General features: G+C 68.4%; 13 protein-coding genes. 9 read left to right on the forward strand and 4 right to left on the reverse strand.

The window, feature by feature from the left end; genetic code table 11:
• Positions 1-541: 541 nt before the first annotated feature.
• The gene (locus tag VN779_RS26705) at positions 542-991 is read left to right on the forward strand and encodes a response regulator transcription factor (RefSeq protein WP_325726277.1); all 450 of its coding nucleotides are present in this window, start codon (positions 542-544) and stop codon (positions 989-991) included.
• Here VN779_RS26705 and fdhD read toward each other — a convergent pair.
• Both fdhD and VN779_RS21725 read right to left on the reverse strand, forming a co-directional pair.
• Positions 955-1,833, reverse strand: coding sequence for a formate dehydrogenase accessory sulfurtransferase FdhD (fdhD, locus tag VN779_RS21720; RefSeq protein WP_325726279.1), 879 nt, complete (start codon positions 1,831-1,833; stop codon positions 955-957). The genes VN779_RS26705 and fdhD overlap by 37 nt on opposite strands.
• A 142-nt stretch (positions 1,834-1,975) precedes the next feature.
• Positions 1,976-2,179 carry a cold-shock protein gene (locus VN779_RS21725; RefSeq protein WP_325726281.1) on the reverse strand — a complete coding sequence of 68 codons (204 nt, stop codon included), beginning with the start codon at positions 2,177-2,179 and terminating at the stop codon, positions 1,976-1,978.
• Positions 2,180-2,540: 361 nt separating this feature from the next.
• Between VN779_RS21725 and VN779_RS21730 the strand changes: the two genes are divergently transcribed.
• The 4 genes from VN779_RS21730 (at position 2,541) to VN779_RS21745 (ending at position 8,488) form a co-directional block, all read left to right on the forward strand.
• Positions 2,541-4,418, forward strand: a complete 1,878-nt coding sequence (locus tag VN779_RS21730; RefSeq protein ID WP_325726283.1) for an ABC transporter ATP-binding protein — start codon at positions 2,541-2,543, stop codon at positions 4,416-4,418.
• A gap of 4 nt (positions 4,419-4,422) precedes the next feature.
• Entirely contained in the window at positions 4,423-6,336 is a 1,914-nt protein-coding gene (locus VN779_RS21735) for an ABC transporter ATP-binding protein (RefSeq protein WP_325726285.1), read from the forward strand.
• Positions 6,337-6,497: 161 nt separating this feature from the next.
• Positions 6,498-7,169: a response regulator transcription factor gene (locus VN779_RS21740; RefSeq protein WP_324840214.1), complete on the forward strand. Its 672-nt coding sequence runs from the start codon at positions 6,498-6,500 to the stop codon at positions 7,167-7,169.
• A 59-nt stretch (positions 7,170-7,228) separates the two neighbouring features.
• Positions 7,229-8,488, forward strand: a complete 1,260-nt coding sequence (locus VN779_RS21745) for a HAMP domain-containing sensor histidine kinase (RefSeq protein ID WP_325726287.1) — start codon at positions 7,229-7,231, stop codon at positions 8,486-8,488.
• 156 nt (positions 8,489-8,644) lie between these two features.
• On the opposite strand, the gene VN779_RS21750 is transcribed toward VN779_RS21745, so the two are convergent.
• Entirely contained in the window at positions 8,645-9,214 is a 570-nt protein-coding gene (locus VN779_RS21750) for a GtrA family protein (protein WP_325726289.1), read from the reverse strand.
• 384 nt (positions 9,215-9,598) lie between these two features.
• Here VN779_RS21750 and VN779_RS21755 point away from each other — a divergent pair, with 384 nt between their 5' ends.
• The 3 genes from VN779_RS21755 to cpt are packed head-to-tail and all read left to right on the forward strand — an operon-like array spanning position 9,599 to position 11,842.
• Positions 9,599-10,771: a 5-(carboxyamino)imidazole ribonucleotide synthase gene (locus VN779_RS21755; RefSeq protein ID WP_325726291.1), complete on the forward strand. Its 1,173-nt coding sequence runs from the start codon at positions 9,599-9,601 to the stop codon at positions 10,769-10,771.
• Complete coding sequence (gene purE, locus VN779_RS21760; protein WP_325726293.1) at positions 10,764-11,279, forward strand: 5-(carboxyamino)imidazole ribonucleotide mutase; 516 nt, start codon at positions 10,764-10,766, stop codon at positions 11,277-11,279. The genes VN779_RS21755 and purE overlap by 8 nt, the downstream gene beginning before the upstream one ends.
• A 5-nt stretch (positions 11,280-11,284) precedes the next feature.
• Complete coding sequence (gene cpt / locus VN779_RS21765; protein WP_325726295.1) at positions 11,285-11,842, forward strand: chloramphenicol phosphotransferase CPT; 558 nt, start codon at positions 11,285-11,287, stop codon at positions 11,840-11,842.
• Here cpt and VN779_RS21770 read toward each other — a convergent pair.
• Positions 11,839-13,170, reverse strand: coding sequence for a UDP-glucose/GDP-mannose dehydrogenase family protein (locus VN779_RS21770; RefSeq protein WP_325726297.1), 1,332 nt, complete (start codon positions 13,168-13,170; stop codon positions 11,839-11,841). The genes cpt and VN779_RS21770 overlap by 4 nt on opposite strands.
• Before the next feature lie 126 nt (positions 13,171-13,296).
• Between VN779_RS21770 and VN779_RS21775 the strand changes: the two genes are divergently transcribed.
• Complete coding sequence (locus VN779_RS21775; RefSeq protein ID WP_325726299.1) at positions 13,297-14,460, forward strand: acyl-CoA dehydrogenase family protein; 1,164 nt, start codon at positions 13,297-13,299, stop codon at positions 14,458-14,460.
• Positions 14,461-14,532 lie beyond the last annotated feature (72 nt).

A 14,532-nucleotide genomic window follows, 5' to 3' on the forward strand; every position in this document is an offset into this window, starting at 1 on the left:
GTGCGTCGATCAGGTCGGTGCGGTCGTCGGTGGTGTGCATGGTGGGCCCCGGAAAAAGGTAAGTGGAATGGTTTCCCTGTGTCTATTTTCTGGGGTTTCGGGGTTGTATGGCGGGTGTTTTCTTGGGTTCACCCGTTTGCGCGTGGTGGGGTGAAAAACCTGTGCACGCGTGTCCCGCGTTACCCTCGTCCGCCGTCGGCGAAGCTATCGCGGGACTCCCAGCGCGCAAGGGCGTCTGTGGCCCAGCGCCGTTGTGAACGAGACTCGCCGCTGCACTCAAGCCGCGTAGCGGAGATGTCATCGCGGGGTTTTATTGGGGGAAAAGCGGGACGGCGGGCGGCGGTTAGTGGGTGGGAGAAGCGGGGTTGTCCAGCTGGGCGGGACAGCCAGCGCGCGGTTGGTCAGATCTTCGCAATACGCATATATGTCCACCACGTCGTTCACTCAATCGAGTGAGCATGGCGGAACTTGTCCCGCGCGTGATCCCGTGCGCCTACGGTCGAGATGTACTGACCGCGCTTAGCCTTCGGGGGTTGCCGCCATGACGTTCGGGAGCTGCGATAACTTAACCGAGCGGGAGCGTGACGTGCTGCTCTGCTTGGCAGAGGGCGAGTCGAACCGGCAGATCGCCAGGAGCCTGGACATCGCTCCGGCCACGGCCCGCTCGCACACGCGCAATGTGCTCACCAAGCTCGGCGTGCAGTCACGGATCCTCGCCATCGCGTCCACGCGCCCGGTTCAGGTCCCGGCGCTTGAATCCAAGTCGCTGATCAGCTCACTGACTCGGCGCGAGCGTGAAGTGCTCGGCTGCATGGTGGAAGGGCTTACCCGCGCGATGATCGCCGCGCGGCTGAAGGTGTCCCCGAACACGGTTCGCACGCACGTGCGCAACATCCTGGCGAAGCTTCGCGTGCACTCGACGCCGGAGGCTGTGGCACTTGTCGCGAAGACGACCTACTCGCCTGACGCGATGCGCTCCACGCCGCAATAGACGTTGGCGGACTCGCCGCGCACGAACCCCGCGAGCGTCATGCCGGACTCGCGCGCCAGCTCCACCGCTAGCGAGGAAGGTGCGGATACGGCGGCGAGCAGCGGGATACCGGCGGCGGCTGTCTTTTGCACCAACTCGAACGAGGCGCGTCCGCTCACCGCGAGCAGGTGCCCGCGCAGCGGCAGGCGATCGTCGCGCACTGCCCAGCCGATCACCTTGTCGACCGCGTTGTGCCGCCCGACATCCTCCCGGACGCACAGCAGTGTCCCGTCGGAGGCGAACAACCCGGCCGCGTGCAGACCGCCGGTCTTGGAGAACAGCTTTTGGCTGGCGCGCAGCGTCTGGGGGAGGGAATAGAGGATCTGCGGGGTGATCTGGACGGGATCGGTCTCGACGCTCCAGTGCGCGTTGGCGCGAACGGCTTCGATGCTCGACTTGCCGCACACGCCGCATGCGCTTGTGGTGTAGGTGTTCCGGTTGAGCGACCAGAGGGGCAGCGCGGTGCCGGGCGCGAGATCGACATCGACGATGTTGTATGTGTCGTGCGCGGCCTCGATTCGGTCGGGCGACCACTCGCCGCCGAGCCCGACCGGACCCGAACAGGCCGAGTCGCCGCAGAAGCGCATCCGGGCGATTTGGTGCGCTTCCCGGATCACGCCCTCGCCGACGAGGTAACCCGCGACCAGATCGAAGTCGTCGCCGGGCGTGCGCATCGTCACGGCGATCTGCTTGCCGGCCACCCGGATCTCCAGCGGCTCCTCAGCGGCCAGAGTGTCCCGTGAGCGTCTGCCTGCATCGCCGCCGAGCTTCAGTACCGCTTCACGCGTCGTTACCCTGCCCATGCCTTGCACGGTACCCCCGCTGCGCGAAAGCACGACGCTCCGCGTCCTGGTGGACGCGGAGCGCGCGAGATGCCCGTTCAGCGAAGAGGGGCTTCTTGGTGCAGCTGACTACAGCGGCCTGTGACAACACAGCGGCCTGGGACTACAGGGGCTTGACGTTCTCCGCCTGCGGGCCCTTCGGGCCGCTGGTGACGTCGAACTCGACGCGCTGGTTCTCGTCGAGCGAACGGTAGCCGTTCGTCTGGATCGCAGTGAAGTGGACGAAGACGTCGGCGCCGCCGTCGTCCTGGGAGATGAAGCCGTAGCCCTTCTCCGCGTTGAACCACTTGACCGTACCGGAAGCCATCTCTCTCCTCTAGGAAGGGGACGTCGGACAGATCCCACACTGCGTGGGACCAGGGTTGCCCTCCACGAACCGTCCCGCTTTGCCAGTCACGCCGGGAGAGGATGCGCCACGAAACACAAAGGCCCGCGGCCGTCGTACTCCCGCGGGCGTTCAAACGAAGCATTCAGGGAACTGCAGCTGCAACCGTGGCCACCTTAACACGTGACCCCCGTCTCGTCTCTCGTTCGAATGGGTGAATTCGAAAAGATCCCCGTTCGCTAGGGGCGAACCGCCATCCCGACCTGGCACAAACCAGCGTATGCGGTACCACCAGGTCAAAAACGGGGTGCGCGACGGGTGCACAGCTCCTATGGTCCTTACTATGCCCCCTTCATCGCCGTCCGGCGGTTCTTTCGCGTCCCTATGGCGTCTGAAGACCTATGTGCGCCCGTATCGGTGGCAGATGCTCCTGATGTTCGCCGTCGCCCTCGGCGGCACGCTCGTCGGCGTCGCCGTACCACTGCTGACCAGGGCAGTCGTGGACGGGCCGCTGCGCCAGGGCAACCGAGGCGCACTCTGGCTGCTAGGTCTTTACGCGCTCCTGTTCGGCCTCGCCGAGGCCGCCCTCATCCTCGCCCGCCGACTCACCCTCGCCAACAGCGCGCTCGGCATCGAGAAGGATCTGCGCGACGAGCTGTACGCGCACCTGCAGCGGCTCGACGTCGGCTTCCACGACTCCTGGCAGTCCGGGCAGCTGGTGGCCCGGATGACCAGCGACATCTCCGCGATCCGGCGCTTCATCGGCTTCGCCCTGATCTTCCTGGTGGTCAACTCGATCACCTTCGGCGTGGTCGGCGTGCTGCTGATCGTCATCCACCCGCTGCTCGGCGGCCTGATCGTGGCGTTCGGCCTGCCGCTGAGCTATGTGATCTTCAAGTACTCGCGGGTGTACCGGCGCCAGATCCGCGCCGTGCAGGACCAGCAGGGCGAAGTGGCCACCGACGTCGAGGAGTCGGCCCTCGGCATCCGCGCCATCAAGTCCTTCGGCCGGGCCGGCTTCCTGACCGACCGCTACCTGGCCAAGTCGCGCAAGCTGCGCGGCCTCCAGCTGACCCAGATCAAGACGCTGGCCGAGATCTGGGCGCTGATCATCGCGCAGCCTCAGGTGGTGCTGGCGCTGATCGTCCTCGGCGGCGGCGCGGCGGTCGCCAACGGCTCGCTCACGCTCGGCACCCTGGTCGCCTTCATCTCCCTCTACCTCCTGCTGACCTGGCCGATCGAGTCGATGGGCTGGCTGCTCGCGGCCGCGCAGGAGGCGAACACCGCGGCCGAGCGGGTCTTCGAGGTACTCGACGCGGAGCCGCAGATCCGCGACCCGCGGCAGCCTGGCGAGTCCGCCGGGTCGCTGCCCGGGCAGGCTTCTGCGGCTGCTGACGTCCCCACTGGCGCGCGACTGACCGAGCGCGTGCGCTCTGACGCCGCGTCAGGCGCACGCCTCGCCTTCGAGCACGTCTCGTTCAGCTACCCCGTCGCGCTCGGCCGGGTCTCCGAGCGCCCGATCCTCACCGATGTGAATCTGCGGCTGGCCCCCGGCGAGACCATCGCGATCGTCGGCCCGACCGGCTGCGGCAAGACCACGCTGACCTCACTGGTGCCCCGGCTCTACGACGTTACCGGCGGCCGCGTGCTGGTCGGCGGGAACGATGTGCGCGAGCTGCCGCTGCCCGAGCTGCGCGCCCGGGTCGCCTGCGCCTTCGAGGACCCGACCCTGTTCTCGGCCAGCGTCCGGGAGAACCTGGTGCTCGGCCGGCCGCAGTCCACCGAGGAGCAGGTCGAGGAGGCGCTGCGGATCGCGCAGGCCGACTTCGTCTACGACCTGCCCTGGGGCCTGGACACCCGGGTCGGCGAGCAGGGCCTGTCCCTCTCCGGCGGACAACGCCAGCGCCTCGCCCTAGCCCGCGCCGTGCTCGGCCGCCCGCCGGTGCTCGTGCTCGACGACCCGCTCTCCGCCCTCGACGTACACACCGAGGGCCTGGTCGAGCAAGCGCTGCGCGCGGTCCTCGCCGAGACCACCGGCCTGGTCGTCGCGCACCGCGCTTCCACCGTGCTGCTCGCCGACCGGGTCGCGCTGCTCGGCCCGCACCCTGACGGCGGCCACACCGTCACCGCGCTCGGCACCCACCACGAGCTGCTGGAGACCGAGCCCGCCTACCGCAACCTACTGTCGCAGAGCTCTGAACTCGTCGAGGAAGGCGTCTAACCGCATGACAGTGCTCGACTCCGACGCGTCCGCCACCCAATCCGAAGAGTCCGAGAAGAACGCCGCGCTGAACGACTGGCGCGGGGTAGCCGCCGAGAAGGTCGACGAGATCTCGGCCAGTGGCGGCCTGTTCCTGCGAGCCCGCTCCCGCCAGCTGCTCGGCACGCTGTTGCGCCCGTACCGGCGCGCCCTGGCCTGGGCCACCTTCCTGATCGTCGTGGTCACCGGCGCGGAGATGGCCGGCCCGTTCCTGGTGTCCGTCGGCATCGACTCCGGCATCCCGGCGATCCACCGCGGTGACTGGGCCCCGATCGGCGCCGCGGTCAGCGGCATCCTGGTCACCGCCCTGGCCGGCGCTCTGCTGCGGCTGCGGTTCCTCAAACTGGCCGGGCGGATCGGCCAGGACGTGATCTACGACCTGCGCGGCCGAGTCTTCCGCCACTTCCAGCGGCTGCCGATCGCCTTCCACGAGCGGTACACCTCCGGCCGGGTGATCTCCCGGCTCACCAACGACCTCGACGCCCTCGGCGAGCTGGTCAACGCCAGTCTCGACGGCCTGATCGACGCGATCTTGAACGTCGTGGTCATCGGCATCCTGCTGGCCGTCCTCGACCCGAAGCTCTCGCTGCTCCTGCTGATCTGCCTGCCCGCGCTCTACCTGCTGCTGCGCTGGTACACCAACGGTTCGCGAGTCGCTTACCGCCGCACCCGCGAGGCCATCGCGGCGCTGATCGTGCAGTTCGTCGAGACGCTCAACGGCATCCGCGCGGTCCAGGCCTTCCGCCGCGAGCCGCGCAACGACGCGATCTTCGACGAGCTCAGCGACGACTACCGGAAGGCCAACGCCGACGCGCTACGGCTGATGGCCTGGTTCATGCCCGGGATCAAGACGGTAGGCGCGGTGATGACCGCCGCGGTGCTGATCTTCGGCGGCATCCAGGTGATGGATCACGCGCTTCAGATCGGCGTGCTCACCGCCTACCTGCTCTACCTGCGCCGCTTCTTCGACCCGCTGCAGGACCTGGCGATGTTCTACAACTCCTACCAGTCCGCCACCGCGGCCCTTGAGAAGCTTTCCGGCGTGCTGGAAGAGGAGGCGAGCGTTCCCGAGCCCGCGAACCCCGCCGAGCTGCCCGCCCTGGTGCCCGGCGAGCTGCGCTTCGAGCACGTGCGCTTCGCTTATCCGCGGCGCGAGCAGCAGTCCTCGGACGGCGCGCCGAGCCGGGAGAAGGTGATCCTGCCGGATCTGGAGCTAACCATCCCGGCCGGGCAGACCGTGGCGCTGGTGGGCGCGACCGGGGCCGGGAAGTCCACGCTGGCGCGCTTGATGTGCCGCTTCTACGACCCGGAGGCTGGCGCGGTCCGGCTGGACGGCATCGACCTGCGCGATCTGCGCGACACCGACCTGCGCCGCGCCGTGGTGATGGTGACCCAGGAGAACTTCCTGTTCACCGGAACCGTCGCGGACAACATCCGATTCGGCCGGCCCGACGCGACCGACGCGCAAGTGCAGGAGGCGGCGCGAGCCATCGGCGCGCACGAATTCATCGCGGCGCTCCCGGACGGCTATGACACCGACGTGAAGAAGCGCGGCGGCCGGCTCTCGGCCGGGCAGCGGCAGCTGGTCGCGTTCGCCCGGGCATTCCTCGCCGATCCGGCCGTGCTGGTGCTCGACGAGGCCACCTCCTCGCTCGACGTACCCAGCGAGCGGCTCGTGCAGCGGGCGCTGCGCACCATCCTCGCCGAGCGCACCGCGCTGATCATCGCGCACCGGCTCTCCACGGTCGAGATCGCGGACCGGGTGCTGGTCATGGAGGGCGGCCGGATCGTGGAGGACGGCACCCCGACCGAGTTGCTGGGTAGCGGCGCGGGACATTTCGCCGGCCTGCATTCCGCGTGGGTGGATTCGCTAGCCTGACCGGGAGCTGAAAGTAATAGGGAAAACCCTTGGTCCGGGAGCAGGCGCGAACCGGTCGGGAAAGCCGCGAAACCGGACGAAACCGAGTTCGCGGGGTCGAAACGCAAGCGAGTTACCAGGGAGTATCCCGCTAATCGACCGAAGCAGCCTACGATCGCCCCATGACCCGCGTACTGCTCGCAGAGGACGACGTGGCTATCGCCGAGCCTTTGGCCCGCGCGCTGCGCCGAGAGGGCTACGACGTGGACCTGCGCGCGGACGGCCCCGGGGCGCTCGCCCTGGCCCAGTCCGGCGTAGTGGACCTGCTCGTCCTCGACCTGGGGCTGCCCGGCATGGACGGGCTAGAGGTGTGCCGCCGGCTGCGTACCGACGGCCACGGCTTCCCCGTGCTGGTGCTCACCGCCCGCGCCGACGAGGTGGATACCGTAGTCGGCCTCGACGCCGGCGCCGACGACTACGTGACCAAGCCGTTCCGGCTGGCCGAACTGCTGGCCCGGGTGCGCGCGTTGCTGCGCCGCGGTTCCCCGGACAGCGGAACGGCGGCCCGCGGCGTGCGGATCGACGTCGAGTCGCACCGCGCGTTCCTCGGCGACGAGGAACTGAACCTCACCGCCAAGGAGTTCGACCTGCTGCGCGTGCTGGTGCGCGACGCCGGCCGGGTGATAACCAGGGAACAACTGATGCGCGAAGTCTGGGACACTACCTGGTGGTCCTCGACCAAGACGCTCGACATGCACATCTCCTGGCTGCGTAAGAAGCTCGGCGACGACGCCGCGAATCCCCGGTTCATCTCCACCGTGCGGGGGGTCGGCTTCCGGTTCGAGCGCGGCTGAGGGATGGTCGCGTGCGGCGCGGCGAGCCGGGGCGTCAAGGCACCGCCTAGGGGGTTTCGATGCGCCGCCGGATGATCAAGTCCACGGTGTCCGCCGTGCTGATCGTGGTCGTGCTGCTCGGCGTGCCGCTGGCCATCATCGACGCGCTGCGCATCAGCGAATCGGAGCATGCGGCGCTCAACCAGAAGGTGCAGCTCATCGGCTTCCAGCTGGACCAGCAGCTGGCGGCGAATCAGCAGGTCGACCTCGGCGCGCTGAAAAAGCTGGTGCCGGAGGGCGACAGCGTGGCCGTGACGTATCCCGGCCACGCCAAGCAGCCGGTGATCATCAACTCACAGGTCACCGACCATCCCCGGTCCAGCGACGTGTACCAGGGCCCGCCACCGCGCCGGGTGACCGCCATCCTTACTGAGTCCTGGACGCCGACCGAGACGCGTATCCGTGGCAGCCTGCTGCTGGTGCTCGGCGTCGCGGTGCTGGCCACTGTGGCGGCCTGCGGAGTCGCCTTCCTCCAGGCCCGCCGCCTCTCCCGGCCGCTCAGCGACCTGGCCCAGACCGCCGAACGGCTCGGTTCCGGCGACCCGCGGCCGCGCCACCGCCGCTACGGCATCCCTGAGCTGGACCGGGTCGCCGAGGTGATTGATCACACCGCCGAGCGCATCTCCCGAATGCTGGCCACCGAGCGGCGGCTGGCCGCGGACGCCTCACACCAGCTGCGCACTCCGCTGACCGCGCTGTCCATGCGCCTCGAGGAGATCATCGCGGCGCAGGATCTGATGGACGTGAAAGAGGAGGCGGCGGTCGCGCTCACCCAGGTCGAGCGGCTGACCGACGTCGTCCAGCGGCTGCTCACCGACGCCAGGGACACCCGCAGATCAACCTCGACCGTGCCCATCGACGTGGACATGGTGATCCGCCAGCAGATCTTCGAATGGCGGCCGGCTTTCCGCAGCGCGCGCCGCCCGATCCGGGTCGACGGCGTGCGCGGACTGGCCGCGGTCGCCACGCCGGGGGCGTTCGCGCAGGTGCTCGCGACGTTGATGGAGAACTCGTTGATGCACGGCGCGGGGCCGGTGACCATTCGGACCCGGACCACCGGCGGCTCGGTGGTGGTCGAGGTGTGCGACGAGGGTCCCGGTGTGCCGCCGGAGCTGGGCGCGCGGGTCTTCGAGCGCTCGGTGTCCGGCCGGGCCTCCACGGGCCTCGGTCTGACGGTCGCCCGCGAGCTGGCCGAGGCGGATGGCGGGCGGCTCGAATTACTTCAGCAGCGCCCGCCGGTGTTCGCGGTGTTCCTCACCGCGTTCGACCCGCTGATGTAGTCGGAGGGAGGGGCGCACGGCGATTGGATCGGCGCGCTCCTGGACGTACCCAGCGGTGAAAGTAAGTCTTGAAAGATATGTCACGCGGCACGAACAAGGGCGGGAACCCGATCGGGTTCCCGCCCTGAAGCTGTGCGGAAGTCTTACCGGATGCGGTTACCGCTCGGCGCGCAGCAGGTTGCCGGAGCCGGAGCGCTTGTGCCGCGGGCTGGCGCTCGGGACCAGCGGAAGCTGCGAGGTGGGCACGGGCTCGGTGGCGGGGAACTGGAACTGCTCGCCGGCCAGCGCGGGGTCCGCCTTCGGGAAGATCCAGGTGCGGTAGGTCCACAGCCGGAACACCATGCCCAGCGGCATACCGAACACGTACTTGGCCACGTTGTTCGCCAGCGCGCCGTCGAAGTGCAGGATGTACTGGGAGAAGGCCAGCGGCACGGTCTCGATCAGCATCCCGATGCCGTTGACCGCGAAGAACAGCACCAGTTCGCGGCTGCGGCCGATCGAGTCGCGGTCCTTGTAGGTCCAGAACCGGTTGCCCAGGTAGGCGACGACGGTGGCCACGACGGTGCCGACGACCGAGCCGATGACCGGCTTGTGCGGGATGGCCTGCCAGCACAGGTTGGTCACCAGCATGTTCACCACAAGGGCGATCGCGCCGATCGTGCCGAACTTCGCCAGCTCGTGAAAGCCGCGGCGAACTCGGGCGTATGCAGCTTGTAGTGCCGCCACTGTGGATTACCTACCTGACTTCCGGGGGCTCACCACTACGAGAGTAGCCATTCTCAACCGTCGCAGACCGCCATGGGTGGTCCCGTAGCAGACCTGTGACGGACACATTGCCCGTTCAAGGTATACGAGACACGGGTGCTGCGCCTTAAAGGACCACACAGCATGACAGCACAAAGGAAGCGCTGCGGCAGCCGGAACAGTCGGGCGTTTCTGGCGCATTCCGGCGTGGCGTAGCGAATGTGACCGAGTTCACCAGGCGGCCCGGCGTGGCGGCTCGCGGCCCTGCGGCGGGGCGTGAGCAGGGTCAATCCGCCGTTAGGCTTGGTTCCTGTGATCGGCACACCTACCCAAGTCATAGATAAAGGATTGGGCGGCCCCGGGGCTGTGAACGCGCCAGTCGTCGGTGTTATCGGCGCCGGGCAGCTGGCCCGGATGATGCAGCCAGCGGCCATCGCGCTCGGGGTGCGGCTGCGGGTGCTGGCGGCGAACGTCGATGAGTCCGCCGCGCAGGTGGTCCCGGACGTGGCGCTGGGCGCGCACGATGACCCGGAAGCGGTACTGGCGTTCGCTCGCGGCTGTGACGTGATCACCTTCGACCACGAGCACGTGCCGACAGCGATCCTCGAGCGCCTGATCGAGCAGGGCATCGCGGTGCGGCCGGGGCCGGGTGCCCTCGTCCACGCGCAGGACAAGGCGATCATGCGGGAGCGGCTGAGCGCAATCGGCGTGCCGTGCCCGCGCTGGGCTCGTCTAGACGTTTCTGATGAAGGCCACGAGGGCGTGATCGCCGCGGCGGCGGAGTTCGCGCAGCAGGTCGGCTGGCCCTTCATTCTCAAAGCGGCGCGCGGCGGTTATGACGGCAAGGGCGTTTGGCGGATCGAGAACGCCGAGCAGTTGCGGGACGTCGTACGAGGTGCGGTGGCGCGCGGCGTTGAGCTGATCGCCGAGGCGCTGGTTCCGTTCGCGCGGGAGTTGTCCGCGCAAGTCGCTCGCTCGCCGCACGGGCAGGCGGTTGCGTATCCGGTGGTCGAGACCGTGCAGCGGGAAGGGATCTGCCGCGAGGTGTACGCCCCGGCCCCAGACCTCGATGCGGCTCGCTCAGCCGAGGCACAGCACATCGCGCTCACCATTGCCCGCGAGCTGGACGTGACCGGGATGCTCGCGGTCGAGCTGTTCCAGACCGCCGACGGCGCGCTCAGCGTCAATGAGCTGGCGATGCGGCCGCACAACTCCGGCCACTGGAGCATCGACGGCGCGGTGACCAGCCAGTTCGAGAATCATTTGCGGGCGGTGCTGGATCTGCCGCTCGGCGCGCCGACACCGCACGCTCCGGTCGCGGTGATGGCGAACGTGCTCGGCCTGGACCTGCCCGACGTGTACCCGGCGTATCTGCACTGCATGGCGCGCGATCCAGGGCTCAAGATCCACATGTACGGCAAGGCGGTCAAGCCCGGCCGCAAGATCGGGCACGTGACCGTACTCGGCGACGACTTCGAGGACTGCGTCGAGCGCGCCGCACACGCTGCGGCCTACCTGCGGGGAGAGATCGATGAATAGTGACGAGGCTCAGATCGGCATCGTCATGGGCTCGGACTCGGACTGGCCGGTGATGAGCGCGGCCGCGGAGGCGCTGGACGAATTCGAGGTCGAATACGAGGTCGACGTCGTCTCGGCGCACCGGATGCCGCAGACGATGATCGAGTACGGACAGCGCGCCGCGTCGCGCGGCCTGAAGGTGATCATCGCGGGCGCCGGGGGCGCGGCGCACCTGCCAGGCATGCTCGCCTCGGTCACGCCGCTGCCGGTGATCGGTGTGCCGGTGCCGCTGAAGTACTTGGACGGCATGGACTCGCTGCTTTCGATCGTGCAGATGCCGGCCGGAGTGCCGGTCGCCACGGTGTCAGTCGGCGGCGCGCGCAACGCAGGCCTGCTCGCGGTGCGGATCCTGGCCGCGCACGACCCGCATCTGCTCGCGGCCATGCGCGCGTTCCAGGACGACCTTGAGGCGCAGGCACGGGCGAAGGGCGCGGTGCTACGCGCGAAGCTCGCCGGAGACGAAGACTGATCGCCTTGGCAGCGCAAGTGATCGTGCTGAACGGCGGATCCAGTTCCGGCAAGACCGGGATCGTCCGCTGCCTGCAGGCGATCCTGCCGGAACCATGGCTCGCGACCGGGGTCGACACGTTGATCGAGTCGATGCCGATACACATGCGGGGTTCGGATTCGGGAGTCGAATTCGCCGCGGACGGCGGCGTGTCGGTCGGACCACAGTTCCGAGCGCTTCAGGCGGCGTGGCGCGCAGGGATCGTCGCGATGGCCCGCGCGGGCGCCCGGGTGATCATTGATGACGTCTTTCTCGGTGAGGCGGCCAGCCAGCAGGAGTGGCGGGAAGTCCTCGCCGGTCTTGATGTGCTGTGGGTCGCGGTGAGGTGCGACCCGGCGGTTGCCGCGGGCCGCGAGCTTGCCCGGGCGGACCGAGTGCGCGGAATGGCCGTGTCCCAAGCAGAAGTGGTGCACCGGGGCGTCGTCTACGACGTCGAAGTGGATACGACGCACACCGAATCGCTCGAGTGCGCGCGAGCCATCGCCGCGCGGGTGACTAGTCCGGCGGAAAACTCGGGCGGCTAGCCGACGACTGGACGGCCCAGCGCGCGGTATGTCCAGCCCGCCTCGTGCCACCGCTGCGCGCGCAAAGCGTTGCGTCCGTCCACGATCCGCCGCTGCGACGTGACCTTGCCGACTTCCTCCGGGTCCAGCTCGCGGAACTCCTGCCATTCCGTCAGGTGCAGGATCACGTGCGCACCGCGGGCCGCCTCAAGGGCGGAATCCGCGTACGCCAGTGTCGGGAACAGCTTGGCCGCGTTGTCGTTCGCCTTGGGGTCATAGACGGTGACCTGTGCACCTTGCAGCAGGATCGACGCCGCCACGTTGAGCGCCGGGGAGTCGCGCACGTCGTCCGAGTTCGGCTTGAACGCCGCGCCCCACACCGCGACCCGCTTGCCGAGGAAGGAACCGTCGCACTGCTCACGGGCCAAGTCGACCATCCGCACCCGGCGGCGCATGTTGATCGCGTCGACCTCCTTGAGGAAAGCCAGCGCCTGGTCCACGCCCAGCTCTCCGGCGCGCGCCATGAAGGCCCTGATGTCCTTGGGCAGGCAGCCACCACCGAAGCCGAGGCCCGGCACCAGGAACTTGCCGCCGATCCGTGCGTCATAGGACAGCGCTTCGGAAAGCTTCATCACGTCGCCGCCAGCTGCCTCGCAGACCTCTGCCATCGCGTTAATGAAGGAGATCTTCGTGGACAGGAACGCGTTCGCCGCGTTCTTGACCAGCTCGGCCGTCGCCAAGTCGGTGACCACCATTGGCACACCGGCGTCGGTCAGCGGGGTGTACACGTCCCGCAGCACTGCTTCAGCGCGCTGCGACGCGACACCGATCACCAGTCGGTCCGGCCGCAACGTGTCCCCGACCGCGTAGCCCTCGCGCAGGAATTCCGGGTTCCAAGCCAGCTCGACGTCCGCGCCGGCCGGGGAAAGCTCCGCGAAGCGCTCGGTCAGCCGGACCGCTGTTCCGGCCGGGACTGTCGACTTGCCGGCGACTACCGTCGGCTGATCCAGAAGTGGGGCGAGCGCGTCGACCACCGACTCCACATACCGCAGGTCCGCCGCGTACTCCCCCTTGCGCTGCGGGGTGTTCACGCAGATGAAGTGCACGTCCGCACCGAACCCGGCGACCTCGGTGTACGAGGTGGTGAAGCGTAGCCGGCCGGTCGCGACGTGCTTGGCCAGCAACTCATCCAGGCCCGGCTCGTAGAAGGGGACCGCGCCGGCGGTGAGCGCGGCGATCTTCTCCGCGTCCACGTCCATGCCCAGTACCTCGTAGCCCAGCTCGGCCATGCAGGCCGCATGCGTGGCGCCGAGGTATCCGGTGCCGATCACAGTGATCCGAGCGGCCACGTGCCCTCCCCTTTTCGATCCGCCGGTGCGTGCGACCGACATTAGCCGGTGAGTGTGAGTCGTGCCCCGCTCTAGTCCGGGTAAGCGGGGCTGGCGTGAGGCCTACCGGTGAGTAACAATGGCGGGGTGACCCAGGACCAGGACTTCGACCTATTCACCGTCCGCGAGGAGCATGAGCTGCTGCGTGAGTCGGTGCGCGCCCTTGTCGAGACGAAGATCGCGCCGTACGCCGCCGCCGTGGACGAGGAGGCGCGCTATCCGCAGGAGGCGCACGACGCGCTGCACGCCGCGGACATGCACGCGATCCACATCCCGGAGCAGTACGGCGGCGCCGGGGCGGACGCCTTGGCGACCTGCATCGTCATCGAGGAGATCGCGCGTGCCTGCGTCTCGTCCTCACTCATCCCGGCGGTCAACAAGCTGGGCACGATGCCGATCATCCTGTCCGGGTCCGAGGAGTTGAAGGAGAAGTACCTGCGTCCGGTCGCCGAGGGCCGCTCGACTTTCTCGTACGCGCTTTCCGAGCCCGAGGCCGGATCCGACGCCGGCGGCATGACCACACGCGCGGTCCGCGACGGCGACGGCTGGCGGCTCAACGGCGTCAAGCGCTGGATCACCAACGCGGGCGTCTCCGAGTACTACACGGTCATGGCGGTCACCGAGCCGGGCATCGGCACCAAGGGCATCTCGGCCTTCGTACTGGAGAAGAGCGACGAGGGATTCACCTTCGGCGCGAAAGAGAAGAAGCTCGGCATCAAGGGTTCGCCGACCCGCGAGCTGTACTTCGACGACGTGTGGATTCCGGGAGACCGGATCATCGGCGAGCCGGGCACTGGCTTCCGGACCGCGATGCGCACGCTGGACCACACCCGCGTCACCATCGCGGCGCAGGCCCTCGGCGTGGCGCAAGGCGCTCTCGACTACGCGGCCGAGTACGTAAAGCAGCGCAAGCAGTTCGGAAAGCCGATCGGGGAGCTGCAGGGCGTCCAGTTCATGCTCGCCGACATGGGCATGAAGATCGCGGCCGCGCGCCAGCTCACCTATGCCGCCGCGGCCAAGTCCGAGCGCAACGACGCTGATCTGACCTTCTACGGCGCGGCCGCGAAGTGCTTCGCCTCCGACGCGGCGATGGAGATCACCACGGACGCGGTGCAGTTGCTCGGCGGCTACGGCTACACGCAGGACTACCCGCTGGAGCGGATGATGCGTGACGCGAAGATCACCCAGATCTACGAGGGCACGAACCAGGTCCAGCGCGTGGTGATGGCTCGTCAGCTGTTGCGCGGCTAGAGCGTGTGTAACAAGTAGCGCGGCCCCAGCGCTACTTCTTACACACGGCCAACCGGACGGCTTGGCGCGACG

The organism is Actinocrinis sp. (genome assembly GCF_035605935.1).
Classification (GTDB): Bacteria; Actinomycetota; Actinomycetes; order Streptomycetales; family Catenulisporaceae; genus Actinocrinis.

What these genes read in the sequence shown, in the direction of transcription:
- VN779_RS26705 (WP_325726277.1), top strand. Translation starts at nt 542, where the DNA reads ATGACGTTCGGGAGCTGCGATAACTTAACCGAGCGGGAGCGTGACGTG.
- fdhD (WP_325726279.1), bottom strand. Translation starts at nt 1,833, where the DNA reads ATGGGCAGGGTAACGACGCGTGAAGCGGTACTGAAGCTCGGCGGCGAT.
- VN779_RS21725 (WP_325726281.1), bottom strand. Translation starts at nt 2,179, where the DNA reads ATGGCTTCCGGTACGGTCAAGTGGTTCAACGCGGAGAAGGGCTACGGC.
- VN779_RS21730 (WP_325726283.1), top strand. Translation starts at nt 2,541, where the DNA reads ATGCCCCCTTCATCGCCGTCCGGCGGTTCTTTCGCGTCCCTATGGCGT.
- VN779_RS21735 (WP_325726285.1), top strand. Translation starts at nt 4,423, where the DNA reads ATGACAGTGCTCGACTCCGACGCGTCCGCCACCCAATCCGAAGAGTCC.
- VN779_RS21740 (WP_324840214.1), top strand. Translation starts at nt 6,498, where the DNA reads ATGACCCGCGTACTGCTCGCAGAGGACGACGTGGCTATCGCCGAGCCT.
- VN779_RS21745 (WP_325726287.1), top strand. Translation starts at nt 7,229, where the DNA reads ATGCGCCGCCGGATGATCAAGTCCACGGTGTCCGCCGTGCTGATCGTG.
- purE (WP_325726293.1), top strand. Translation starts at nt 10,764, where the DNA reads ATGAATAGTGACGAGGCTCAGATCGGCATCGTCATGGGCTCGGACTCG.